A 13480-nucleotide genomic window follows, 5' to 3' on the forward strand; every position below is an offset into this window, starting at 1 on the left:
AAAATGAATAATCAATTATTAGTCGAAAACATTAATTTTTCATATAATAAAAAAAATATATTAAAAGATATATCTTTTTCTTGTAGTAATGGAATAACGTCAGTGTTAGGGGCTAATGGAGCTGGTAAAACAACATTAATGAAAGTACTTATTGGAGCTAATAAACCATCTACAGGAAAAATACTTTTAAATAATGAAAATCTATTAAAGGACTCTAATAATATTATTGGATACCTTCCACAAAATTTCGATACATATGATAATATAACAGGATATGATTTTTTATCATATGTATGTGATATTAAAAATGTGGATTCTACAGAGAAAAAGCAACATATTGATAAAGTAGTAGAACAATTCAATTTGGAAAGTATTATATCTAAGACGATAGGAAGTTATTCAGGCGGATACAAAAGAAGACTTGGCATAGCACAAGCTGTAATCGGAAATCCTAATATAGTTGTAATTGATGAACCAACAGTTGGATTGGATCCAGAGCAAAGATTAGAATTTAGACATTATTTATCTGAAATAGGAAAAGAAAGAATAGTACTAATTTCTACTCATATCTTGGAAGATGTTGAATTATATACAAATAATATTCTAATTATAGATCAAGGTTCGATTATATTTAAAGGAAGTGCAAGTGATGCTATAGCTCAAGCTAAAAATAATATTTGTACGATAAATGTTAATGTTGATGAATTAAGACTAATTAGTAAAAAGGTTATGGTAATTGAAGAAAAAAGATTGGAAAATAATATGATAAAAATTAAATTTATACAAAATGATAATGTTATAAAGAAAAGTGAATTAGAAAAGGAGGTTTCGTTAGAGAATGCGTACGTATTTTTGCAAAAATGTAAAACTTCTGTATAGTAATTACTACACAATTTACGATATTAGAGGAAGAATATTTAAACTGTCTTTTGGAATGATATTTTTTTTATTACTAATATCTATTTATAATCCAGCACCGATGGAATATATATCTTTGTTATCACAAAAATACAAGCTTGTTAGTGTAGATAATATGTATGATTATACAATCCCAATGATTTCTTGCTGCATAATAGCATACGCATTTTATAATGACTATAAAAATAATGCTCATGAACTAATTGCATTCTTTAGTGGACATGGATTTAACTATATATTATTTTTCAGATGGTTTCTTTATACAGGTATATTTTTAGTAGGCTCATTTATAACAGCATTAATGTATTATAGAACAGTGTATTACGGAGCTATTCAAGGTGCCTTACTATCACTAAGATTCATACCGAATATAATATTTTTAACTTCAATAATGTTGTTAATAACAACAGTTGTGAAAAATATATATGCCGGAATATTTATAACGACAGCATATACCATTTGCGATTATTTATCTTTTGGTGAATTATTTAAAATATTATCTATTGGAGCAAATACGTATAATTTCTATTATACGATATCTCCTGGATATTATATAGTAAATAGAATATTGATATTAACTATAGGTGTAGTAAGTATATGTATTGCAGGAAAAATATCTAGTAATTAGTAATTTATATGTTTACTTAAGAAAAGTTAAAAACTAAAAAGACAAGTGAATTATTATAAGAATTTAGATTAGTCATCTAAAGTAGAATCAATAGTTTAGATTATATAAATAATAATATTTCATTTTAATACAGATAAATCCCCAACGCTACTTAAAAAAGTACTGTTGGGGATTTAATTGCTTTAGTTAAGTTTCTATTAATAAGTTGAGAAGATAGCATTATATGATAAGAGCTAATGCGCTTATCGTAAATTAAAAGAGATTATAGGCAAAATCATAAGTTTTCTTGATTTAATTAGTTTTAATGTAAAATATCTATAGTAATATATATTATTAATCAGACAAATAAGCGTAATACATCTTAGTTAATAAGTTAAAGGAATAATTGATAATTTTCAGATCTTAAATAATTTAAAAATATATATCACAATTATTTTACTATAAATGTGAAAAAATACATGAACTTATTGCGTTGAACATTGAACAATGATAGTATTACATTGTTCAATAATTGAACTTGTTAAATGGCGTAATATTATCAAGATCTATATTAAGATATAAACATATTGCAAGTTACCATATATTCCTGAAAAATAAATCTTACTTTTTTGATATGTTTTATAGTATTTCTTATTGACAATACTTGGACGGTCTAGTAAGATATATTTAAAATTAAATCATAGTAATTCTATAGGAAAAGTAAAGAAGGGGGATCTGTATGAAAAATAAGAATCTGAAAAATAGATGTAAAAAGAAATGGGGGAGGGAAATTAACCTATATGAATAATCAAGACACAGCTACTAAAATAGTGAAAAGAAAAAGAGGTGAAATTTTTTATATTGGCATTTCTTTTACATCTGTAGTCATTTTCTTTATTGTATGGGAAATTGCCACAAGTAAAGGCTTGATTAATCAAGTATTTCTTCCATCGCCTCAAAAAGTATGGCAGGCATTTATTGAATTAGTTCAGCAAGGTTATAAAGGAGGAAGCTTGTTATCTCATATTGCAATAAGTATGGAGAGACTTTTCATTGCAATCTTTTTTGCGATAATAATTGGTGTTCCTTTAGGACTTATTGCAGGCAGTTCAAGGATTGTAAGGGCGATTATAGATCCGTTTATTGAATTTTATCGTCCGCTTCCACCACTAGCGTATTATACATTAATTGTGCTTTGGTTTGGAATTGGAGATGAATCTAAAATTATTTTATTATTTTTAAATGCATTTGCACCTTTATTAATCGGAGTTATATTTAGCGTTCAAAAGGTACCGCTAGATAGAATTAATGGAGCTAAATCATTAGGGGCAAGTGGAATAAATCTTTTTATTAGTGTTATTTTCAGATCATGTTTACCAGATATATTAACTAGTCTTAGAACAGCTATTGGTGTTGGTTATGCAACTTTAGTTGCGGCAGAAATGGTTGCAGCTGTATCAGGAATAGGCTGGATGGTATTAGATGCAAGTAAATATCTTAGAAATGATATTGTCTATGTTGGAGTTATAATTATGGGAATTATAGCGATTATATTAGATTCTTTTGTGAGATTTTTGATCAGAAAAGCTTCACCATGGCTAGAAAAATAAAAAAATAGAAAGTTCTTTTATATTTAGTAATAGTAGATTATTAATAAAATCAATCAATGTACAAGCAGGTACATAGAGATATTTAAAGGAGTGTTATTTATGAAATTAAGAAAATATTCAATACTTTTGTCGTCTATTTTATCTATTGGTATTTTAATAACAGGCTGCTCAGGAGCAAAAACAGCTAGCACGACAGGAAATACTCAAGCTTCAGAATCAGCGTTGCCAAAGGAAATACGTTTAGGATATTTTCAATCTCCAAATGGAGAACTTCTTGCAAAAGGAGAAAAGTTACTTGAAAAAAAATTCCCAGGAGTTTCAATTAAGTATGTTCAATTTGACGTTGGACGTGATGTAAATGCTGCAATGGCTAGTGGATCTATAGATATAGCAACCATTGGTACACCTCCAGGAACAACTGGAATTGTTAATGACCTTCCTTATAAAATTTATTATTTACATGACATAATCGGTTCAAGTGAGGCACTTGTTGCAAAAAATACATCTGGAATTAAGTCTGTAGCAGATATAAAAGGCAAAAAAATTGCAACTCCATTTGGTTCAACTTCACACTATAGCTTACTTGCTGCATTAAAACAAAATAATATTTCAGAAAAAGATGTAACTATTTTAGATATGAGTGCACAAGACATTATAGCGGCATGGAGCAGAGGGGAAATTGATGGAGCTTACATTTGGCAGCCAGCACAATCAAAGCTAGTTTCAGATGGTGGAAAAGTAATACTTTCATCTGAAGATGTTGCTAAAGGCGGAGCTGTTACTGGTGAATTTGGTATTGTAAATAATGACTTTGCAGCTAAGTATCCAGATGTAGTTAAGGCATATATTGATATATTAGATGAGGCTACTAAGTCATATAAAACTCAATCAGATGATGTAGTAAAAACATTAGCAGCAGAACTTGGATTAAGCGCTGAGGATACAAAGCAAGCTATGAATCAAATTTCTGTTTTAGATAAGTCTGAGCAAGCACAATATATAGGAACATCAGACAAGCAAGGCAAGCTACCACAAATTTTAAAGGATACAAGTGATTTCTTGTTAACTCAAAAAGCAGTTACTACTTCACCAGATATTGAAACTTTCAAAAAGGCGGTAAGAAACGATTTATATAATTAATAGAGGAGATATAATATGGAATCGTTAGTTGAAATAAATAGACCAGAAGAGAGAAAAGCAAATTGTTCTGTTGAATTAAAAAATGTTAATTTAATATATAAAAATGGAAAAGAGTATTCGAATGTCTTAAATGACATTGAGCTTAAATTATTTGATGATGATTTTGTTTGTGTTCTTGGGCCATCTGGATGTGGGAAAACTTCATTATTAAATGCTATTGCTGGATATAATACAGATATCTCAGGGCAAGTACTTATAAATGGAGCACCGCACACTAAGCCAAATCCGGATGTAGGAGTTGTTTTTCAGCAGCCTAACATCTTTCCTTGGTTAAGTGTTGAAAAGAATATTGAATTTGGACTTAAGATGAAGAAGATTCCTAAAAAAGAGCGAGCAGAAGTTGTAAATCATTATGTTAATTTAGTTGGTTTAGATAAAGCTAGAAAACTGCTTCCTCATCAATTGTCCGGAGGTATGAAGCAGCGTGCAGCAATTGCAAGAACATTAGCTGCAGACTCAAAAGTAGTTCTGCTTGATGAACCTTTTAGTGCTTTAGACGCTCTAACTAGAGAAGCTATGCAAAAGCATCTAAAGAAGATATGGAAAGAAACTAACAAATGCTTTTTCTTTATTACTCATGACGTAGAAGAAGCAATTTTATTATCAACTAGAATTATTGTAATGAATGCCAATCCAGGAAGAATTGTGAGTGATTTTAGAAATCCGCTTCGACAATATGATGATAATAGCTTTAAAAAAATCAGATCTTCAAAAGAATTTGGAGAACTTAGAGATTCGTTAATTGAATTAATTCAAGGAACAGAATTAGAAATTGAAGATTAAAAAATGTTTATATAGTTGAAGGGAGATAGATATTATGAAGAGATCAGCGCTTACTAAAAAATTATTAGTCTTAGGCGTAGATGGCATGGATCCAAGAGTGAGTCAAAAATTTTTAAAAGAAGGAAAAATGCCAAATTTAAAAAAGCTGATTGAACGTGGTTCAGCGAGAGAAGATTTGAGACAAATTGGTGCAATCCCAACAATTACACCGCCTTGTTGGACAACACTTGCTACGGGGGCTTATCCAGGAACACATGGAATTACTTGCTATTGGAGACAATCTCCTGAAAGTCTTGATGCTGTTGTTTATAATATGGATTCGCGTAACTGTACTGCTGAACAGATTTGGAATATTACTTCAGAAGCTGATTTAAAAACATTAGTTTGGCATTGGCCAGGCAGTTCTTGGCCGCCAACTTCTCATAGTGAAAACCTAAGTGTTGTAGATGGAACTCAGCCAGGGTCTGTTAATATGGGAGTTGCGCAACTTGATTGGGAAAAAGTTATTGTTGCTTCACCTGAAATTAAAGAGGTTCGCTATGCACCACGAGTAGAAAAACCAGCGGGTGTTGGTTGCATAATTACAGATTTAGAAGGCACTTTAGACGATGAAGTTGATGATGAAATGATGGAACTTTGGTGGGGAGATACAGCCCGTCAAGGCGGTGAAATTCGTACCTATGTTATGGATGATAATGATACAGAAATTGTTATTGGAAGTAAAGTAGCTTATGATATTGTAAATTCTCCACTTAAGGATGCAAAAGGTTGGAAAAATGCGCCGGAAGGAGCAAAAGAATTCACTATAATAACTTCAAGCGGTGTAACTAGACGCCCAGCCTTAATTTTAAAAAATGAAGCTGGCGAATATGATAAAGTAGCAATTTATAAAAATAAGAAAGCAGATGAACCAATCGTTATTTTAGAGAAAGATAAGATGGTAACAGGTATCATTGACGATGTTACAAAGAAAGAAGTAACAAAGCCTGCATGCCGTTCAATGAAGATTTTAGAACTTGATCCACAAGGCAATAAAGTTAGAGTTTGGATTAGTAATGCTCTTGACATATCCAATGATCAATTATGGCATCAAAAATCTTTATACAAAGATATTACTGAGAATGTTGGACATGTTCCTCCTGTTAGTTTAATCGGTGGAGAAGATGATGAACTAGTGAGGGAAATTTTTGAACCATCCTGGGCAATTTACGATAAGTGGCAGGCGGATTGTCTTAATTATTGTATTAAGGAGAAAAAATATGATGTAGTATTCTCTCATCTTCATAATATTGATTGTGCAGGACATCAATTATGGCATCTTGCTAAGACACTACAGCCATGGGATTACACTGATGAAAAAGTATATCAGGAATTTATTGAAAAATTCTATATGCAAACAGATGATTATATTGGTGAATTTCTACATCTATTTGATGAAGGCTGGACTGTATTACTTGTAAGTGATCATGGACTTATGGTTGGAGAAAATGTACCTCCAATTTTAGGTGAGTATGGTGGGTTAAATACAAAAGTTATGGAAGAGCTTGGTTATACAGTTTTGAAAAAAGATAAAGATGGTAATTCAACAAGAGAAGTAGATTGGGAGAAAACAAGAGCTGTTCAGATTCGTAGTAATTATATTTATATTAATCTAAAAGGCCGTGACAAACATGGTATTGTAGATCCAAACGATAAATATGATTTAGAAGAACAAATAATCTCTGACTTGTATAATTACAGAGATTATAGAACTGGTAAAAGAGTTGTAGGCATATGCCTTAGAAATAAAGATGCTGTCTTAATTGGTGCTCATGGACCAGAATGTGGTGATATATTCTTCTCTATCGAAGAAAAATATAATAGACTTCATGGAGATAGCCTTTCAACCTCAGAAGGATATTTTGATACATCAGTTTCACCAATCTTTGTAGCGGCAGGTTCTGGTATTAAGCCAGGATTTACAACTGAACGTATTATAAGGCAAGTTGACGTTGCACCTTCAGTTTCTGCATTACTAGGATTACGTTACCCAGCACAGTGTGAAGGTGCTCCAATTTATCAAATTTTTTCAGAAGATATTTAGGAGTGATCGAAAAAATAACAAGGCCATCTGCATAAAGAAGATTATGGCTATCAGAAAGTAGATCTCTGATAGCTGTTTTTAAAGTAGGCAGAGAAGTTATAAAGAAAACTAAATAATAAGCGTAGTAATGTTTTTGTTTATTATTATAATGAATTTATTTAACATTTTGATTATAAAGCTTCTAGTATTATAGTCTCTTTAAATTACGATTTACAATAATTATAGAGGAGTGAATAGTATGTCTTTACAACATTTAAATTCCAATGAATTTGATGAAATTATATATGACAATGCTGAGTCTAGCATAGTGATTTTTTCTAGAGAAAGCTGTAGTGTATGTCAAGGTGTAGTACCAATTTTAGAAGATTTAAAATCAAAATACGATGATAAGTATAATTTTTATTATGTTGACGTTGAAGAACAAAAGAATTTATTTCAGAGATTTTCTTTAAAAGGTGTTCCTCAAATTCTTTTTTTTAAAGACGGTGAGTACCAAGGAAAATTAGCTGGTCATGTGGAAGATGATCAAGTTGAAGAAAAAATTGCTGAAGTTTTTGAGGAGTGATTAAAAGTATGAACGATATGACTAATTCCTACGATTTAATTATCATAGGTGGTGGACCTGCAGGACTTTCAGCAGCAATTTACGGGGGAAGAGCTAAACTTAAAACTCTGGTAATCAATAAAGGAGTAGTTGGAGGCCTCGCAAATACAACAAGGGAAATAGTTAATTATCCTGGTTATGAACAAATCAGCGGGCCAGAACTTATGAAAAACTTTAAGAAACACGCAGAGAGTTTTGGAGTTGAGTTTTTAAGAGACGAGGTTGTAGAGGCTGATTTGTCCTTAAGAGAGAAATTTATCACTACTAAAAAAGGAAAGCAATTATTAGCAAAAGCTGTGATTATAGCTTGTGGCAGTGAGCCTAGATTATTAAACATTCCTGGGGAAAAAAGACTACAAGGTATGGGAGTGGCATATTGTGCAACTTGTGATGCTGAGTTTTTTGAAGGAGAACATGTTGTTGTAATTGGAAGTGGTGATCAGGCTATTGAAGAAGGCATGTACATTACAAAGTTTGCAAGTAGAGTGACTGTAATAGTACTTCATGATGAGGGGATTCTTGATTGTAATAAATTAAGCAGGGAAAGAGCTCTTAATAATAACAAGATGGAATTTATCTGGAATTCAACTATAGAGGAAGTGCTTGGGAATGAAAATGTAGAAGGAGTAAAAATTAAGAATTTAAAGAATGGAAATATAGAAGAGATAAAATGCCAAGGCGTATTTTTCTTTGTAGGTATGGTACCATTAACTAATTTTTTGAAAAATAGTGGTCTTGAAATTGATCCAAGAGGGTATATATCTGTAAATGAACTTATGGAAACTAGCATTGAAGGAGTATATGCAATAGGAGATAATAGAGTTAAATATTTAAGACAGGTTGTTTCTGCTGCTGGCGATGGAGCAACTGCTGCTGTGGCTGCTGAACGTCACATTGAAGAAATGAAGGACTTTAATGACAATATTCTAAAAAGTAAAAAAAGAGTATTGTTATTATTTGCAGACGCTTTAGCTAATGAGAGCTTAGAGTTTAGAACATTATTAGAAGCGGTAAATAGGGAATTAGTTGATAATTATAGGATTATAGAAATAGATACAGCAACAAAGAAAAATCTTTTAGTAAAATATAATGTTAGAATTGTACCTGAAATAATTATTCTAGAGCAGGGTAAGGAAATTAAACGACTAAAATATACATCAGATAAAAAACAATTAAGAAATCAATTATTTTAACTTGTGATGTTTAAGATAATAATTAGCAAAAATTATTCCACCAACAAATAAGAATATAAGTTTACTTTATAAGTCTAAAGAAGGTAGCAGGAAGTGAATTAATTATTAACGAAAGAATATATAAGAAAAAAGATACAAAGGAAATAAATTAATGCATATGCAGCTAGCAGGCTTAATATAATATTTTATAAAATTTAAATATATAAATTCTAGTTAATAAAATTTCATAAATATTAGTATTACTGCAAGTGGTATTACTATAAATAGAAATTCAGGTTTTATGAATAATCTTTCTTAGAACTTATATATTAGTGAATCAAATTGCTATAACACTTAATATTATATGTAAATAAGGAATATTTGAGTTAATTGCAATTTTACTTTAAATATTCCTTGTGATATGATTATATTAAAAATTTTTATGTTGGAGGAAATATTTTTATGGATTTAGACCCGGAACAGACGAGTATCACGTCACAATTAATTTTAATAGTCATATTGACTTTAATCAATGCATTTTTCGCATCGGCAGAAATGTCTATAGTATCATTAAATAAAAATAAAATAAAGCTTCTTGAGGAAGAAGGGAATAAGAAGGCCAAGCTTTTATTAAAACTTATGGAAGAACCTACTAATTTTTTATCTACTGTACAGGTAGGAATAACTCTTGCAGGATTTTTTAGTAGTGCTTCAGCAGCAACAGGGCTATCAAAGGATGTAGCTCTTTATTTAAAGGGACTTAATGTTCCTTATAGTGGACAAGTTGCCTTGGCACTAGTAACAATTGTGTTATCTTATATCACCTTGGTATTTGGAGAACTTTTTCCAAAAAGAATAGCTCTTAAAAAATCAGAAGCTATTGCAATGTTCTGTGTAAAACCATTAGTGATTATTGCTAAAATTGCAGTTCCATTTGTGAGGTTACTTTCAGCATCAACTAATGTATTAGTTAAACTGATTGGGCTTGATAAAGAAGATTTAGGTGAAAAAGTATCAAAAGAGGAAATCAAATCTTATGTAGAAGCTGGACTAGAACATGGAGTCATAAATAAGACTGAAACAGAAATGATAAATAGCATATTTGAGTTTGATGATAAATTAGCATGTGAAGTAATGACACCGAGAACAGAAGTATATATGATTAATATAGAAGATCCATTAATGGAATATTTGGATGAATTGATTGATGAAAGATATTCAAGAGTTCCTGTTTACGAAGATGATACTGATAATATAATTGGTATTCTTTATATGAAGGATTTCTTTAGTGAAGCAAGAAAATATGGATTTGAAAACGTGGATATAAGAAGTATATTGCATCCACCTTATTTTGTTCCAGAAAATAGAAAGATTGATACGTTATTTAAGGAACTTCAAAGTACTAAAAAGCATATGGCTGTGTTAGTAGACGAGTATGGAGGATTTTCAGGTATAGTTTCTATTGAGGACTTAATAGAAGAAGTCATGGGAAATATAGATGATGAATATGATGAGGATGAGCCATCAATAGAAGAAATGGATAATGACACCTTTATGATATCAGGTATGCTTTCAATTAATGATTTTAATAATTACTTCGATACAGATATTAAAAGTGAGAATTATGATACTATGAGTGGTTTTATTATTGAAATTCTTGAACGTATTCCTAGTAATACAGATGAACAAGAGATAGAATATGAAAACTTGATCTTTAAAATAGAAGAAGTAAAGGAAAAAAGAATTAGTAGGATAAAGCTTTATATTCAGAAAGATGATGAAATTTTAGCTGTATTATAAGGCTGTAATATAAAATAAAAGTGGCTGTTTTAGAATAAAAGATAGAACAATATAAGTACTGTTTTTTTATTAAAGACTATTTATGTTGTTCTAAAAATTTATTTTATAACAGCCTTTTTATTTGCAGTTTTATAACTGATATTTAATGTAAATTGTGTGATATATCCTTAATTATGAAATATTAATATAGAAGTTAATTACAAGATATATAATTATGTTGAAATTATGGATCACTCAAATGAAAACTTTTACAAAAAGTATATAAATTATACAAAAGATTAATGTATATTTATAAATTCATGCGATTACTGTAAATTAAAATATAAATATAGCATAATGTTAAATCTCCCTGCATAAATATCAAAGGTATTTCAATTTAAGGAGGAATTTTTATGAATACTAGAGCAGAACTGAAGAGCTTTGCAAAAGATCAACTAAAAGGGAGGTGGGGACTGGCTATTGGAGGAATTTTTGTTGCTGGATTTCTAATTCCAATTATTTTTAATTTAATTTTAAGAGTTGTTAGAGAAAGTTTCGGTTTAAGTTTAATCGTATTTTTAGTAACAATATTTGTTAGTTCAGCAATAGGAGTTGGTATATGCAGATTTTCTCTAAACTATGCCGAAAAAAATAGTAACCCTAAATTTACAGATATATTTTCAGGATTTTCAATAATTCATAAAGCTGTAGGCCTATATATTTTATTGACTATAATTGTTACCATAGGATTATTTTTATTGATAGTTCCAGGCATTATATTTATATATATGTTTTCACAATCATTTTTTATTTTAGCTGATGATAATAATAAGTCAATAATTCAATGTTTAAAAGAGAGCTCAGCTATTATGAAAGGGCATAAATTTGAATACTTCGTCCTTACTTTAAGTTTTTTAGGGTGGATAATACTTGGAATGATTCCACTATGTATCGGGCTATTATGGGTGGTTCCTTATATGAACGTTACAGTAGCCACCTATTACTTAAAACTTAGAGATAGTTATAATAATAATGATAAAATAGCATAAAGAACAATAATTTATTGTTCAGAAATATATATTTATAAAATATTATATGTATTAAATTGAAGACTAAAGAAATTATACCTTCAGTAATGCCGTAAGAAAGCGTTACTGAGGGAATTTTTTATTTTTAAATACAAAGTCAGTTTCTTAAATTTCAGTTCCTTATAAATTCCTTATAATTAAGGCTTATTATTTAATTATAAGAGGAGGAGTTAAGATGAACGAATTTATTTTAGAAACAAAAAACTTATGTAAGAACTTTAAAAAGCAAGAAGCAGTTAAAGATATGTCTGTATTAGTTGAAAAGAATTCAATATATGGGTTGCTTGGTCCAAATGGAGCAGGAAAGTCAACACTATTAAAAATGGTTACGGGAATGCTTAGACCAAGTTCGGGAGAAATCTTATTTGATGGGCATAAATGGAGTAGAAACGATTTACGCGAAATTGGGTCATTAATAGAATCAGCGCCTTTATATGAAAATTTGACGGCAAAAGAGAATTTAAAGGTTCGTACTACAGTACTTGGATTACCGGACTCAAGAATTGAAGAGGTTCTTCATGTGGTAGAGCTAGAAAATACAGGCAAAAAGAGAGCTGGGCAATTTTCTATGGGAATGAAGCAGAGATTGGGGATTGCTATTGCATTACTTAATAATCCTAAACTTTTAATTTTAGATGAGCCAACTAACGGGCTTGATCCATTTGGAATACAAGAATTGAGAGAGTTAATACGATCTTTTCCAAAGAAAGGCATTACAGTAATATTATCGAGTCATATGTTAAGTGAAGTAGAACAGATTGCTGATCATATTGGAATTATATCCGGCGGTATTTTAGGATATCAAGGAGAATTAAAAAAAGGTGAAGATTTAGAAAAATTATTTATAGATATCGCTAAACAATATAGGAGGGAGAAATAATGATGCTTAAATATTTTATTGCAGAAAATATGAAGATAAATCATACGTTTGTAAAGAAATTAGTATGGATAGCACCAATTATGGTAATTCTTCTTTCGGGATTTTTAGCATCAAATTATTTTCAGGTTGATATTTATAATTGGTGGTATACGTTGATACTTCCTGGAGTTATCTCGCTAGGGAGCTGCCTTTTATCAAGGATTGATGGTTCTATGAAAAATAAAGCGGTTATATCACTTCCAGTAGATTTAGATAAAATATGGATTGCTAAAATATTGGTGGGAGTAAAGAATATAGCTATTTCTTGTATAGTTATTTTTATAGCTGGAGAGTTAAGTGTGTACTTTATTAAAATGGATAGTATATCACATATTTCGATGTTAAGTGCTTTAGGTGGAACTTTAGTGATCATTATAACCTCAATGTGGCAGGTTCCATTATACTTTTTTCTGGGAAATAAAATAGGACTATTTCCAACTATAGTATTAAGCCTAGCAGTTAATATATTTTCAATAGTTATGGCAGTAAAGGAGTTTTGGTGGATAAATCCCTTTTCGTATACATCTAGACTAATGTGTCCAATTTTAAAATTATTACCAAATGGTTTAATAGCTAAACCAGAAAGTCAAACTTTTACACCAGAGCTACTTAAGAGCTGGGGTATACCTTTTGGTATTGGAATTTCAATAGTTTTATTTATATTGATAACTTATTTAACAGCTAAATGGTATGATAGACAGGAGGCGAAGTAACATA

General features: G+C 30.2%; 12 protein-coding genes. All 12 read left to right on the forward strand.

The window, feature by feature from the left end; all coding sequences use genetic code 11:
* Positions 1 to 3 precede the first annotated feature (3 nt).
* A complete protein-coding gene (locus T483_RS0121715) occupies positions 4 to 879 on the forward strand; it encodes an ATP-binding cassette domain-containing protein (protein ID WP_026888717.1) in 876 nt (291 codons plus the stop codon).
* Positions 839 to 1546, forward strand: coding sequence for a hypothetical protein (locus tag T483_RS0121720; protein ID WP_026888718.1), 708 nt, complete (start codon positions 839 to 841; stop codon positions 1544 to 1546). The genes T483_RS0121715 and T483_RS0121720 overlap by 41 nt, the downstream gene beginning before the upstream one ends.
* A gap of 779 nt (positions 1547 to 2325) precedes the next feature.
* Positions 2326 to 3135: an ABC transporter permease subunit gene (locus T483_RS0121725; RefSeq protein ID WP_026888719.1), complete on the forward strand. Its 810-nt coding sequence runs from the start codon at positions 2326 to 2328 to the stop codon at positions 3133 to 3135.
* 99 nt (positions 3136 to 3234) lie between these two features.
* A complete protein-coding gene (locus T483_RS0121730) occupies positions 3235 to 4275 on the forward strand; it encodes an aliphatic sulfonate ABC transporter substrate-binding protein (protein ID WP_026888720.1) in 1041 nt (346 codons plus the stop codon).
* 15 nt (positions 4276 to 4290) lie between these two features.
* Positions 4291 to 5118: an ABC transporter ATP-binding protein gene (locus tag T483_RS0121735; RefSeq protein ID WP_026888721.1), complete on the forward strand. Its 828-nt coding sequence runs from the start codon at positions 4291 to 4293 to the stop codon at positions 5116 to 5118.
* A gap of 34 nt (positions 5119 to 5152) precedes the next feature.
* A complete protein-coding gene (locus T483_RS0121740; RefSeq protein ID WP_026888722.1) occupies positions 5153 to 7201 on the forward strand; it encodes an alkaline phosphatase family protein in 2049 nt (682 codons plus the stop codon).
* A gap of 238 nt (positions 7202 to 7439) precedes the next feature.
* On the forward strand, positions 7440 to 7766 hold the full coding sequence (locus tag T483_RS0121745; protein ID WP_026888723.1) for a thioredoxin family protein: 327 nt from the start codon (positions 7440 to 7442) through the stop codon (positions 7764 to 7766).
* Positions 7767 to 7774: 8 nt separating this feature from the next.
* Entirely contained in the window at positions 7775 to 8998 is a 1224-nt protein-coding gene (gene trxB, locus T483_RS0121750; protein ID WP_026888724.1) for a thioredoxin-disulfide reductase, read from the forward strand.
* 441 nt (positions 8999 to 9439) lie between these two features.
* Positions 9440 to 10777 carry a hemolysin family protein gene (locus T483_RS0121755; RefSeq protein ID WP_026888725.1) on the forward strand — a complete coding sequence of 446 codons (1338 nt, stop codon included), beginning with the start codon at positions 9440 to 9442 and terminating at the stop codon, positions 10775 to 10777.
* A 392-nt stretch (positions 10778 to 11169) separates the two neighbouring features.
* A complete protein-coding gene (locus T483_RS0121760; protein ID WP_026888726.1) occupies positions 11170 to 11805 on the forward strand; it encodes a DUF975 family protein in 636 nt (211 codons plus the stop codon).
* A gap of 214 nt (positions 11806 to 12019) precedes the next feature.
* Positions 12020 to 12724, forward strand: a complete 705-nt coding sequence (locus tag T483_RS0121765) for a lantibiotic protection ABC transporter ATP-binding protein (protein WP_026888727.1) — start codon at positions 12020 to 12022, stop codon at positions 12722 to 12724.
* Between the two features lie 2 nt (positions 12725 to 12726).
* On the forward strand, positions 12727 to 13476 hold the full coding sequence (locus T483_RS0121770) for a lantibiotic immunity ABC transporter MutE/EpiE family permease subunit (RefSeq protein WP_026888728.1): 750 nt from the start codon (positions 12727 to 12729) through the stop codon (positions 13474 to 13476).
* The last annotated feature ends 4 nt before the right edge of the window (positions 13477 to 13480 follow it).

Source organism: Clostridium beijerinckii HUN142 (assembly GCF_000621745.1).
GTDB classification, from domain to species: Bacteria; Bacillota; Clostridia; order Clostridiales; family Clostridiaceae; genus Clostridium; species Clostridium beijerinckii_A.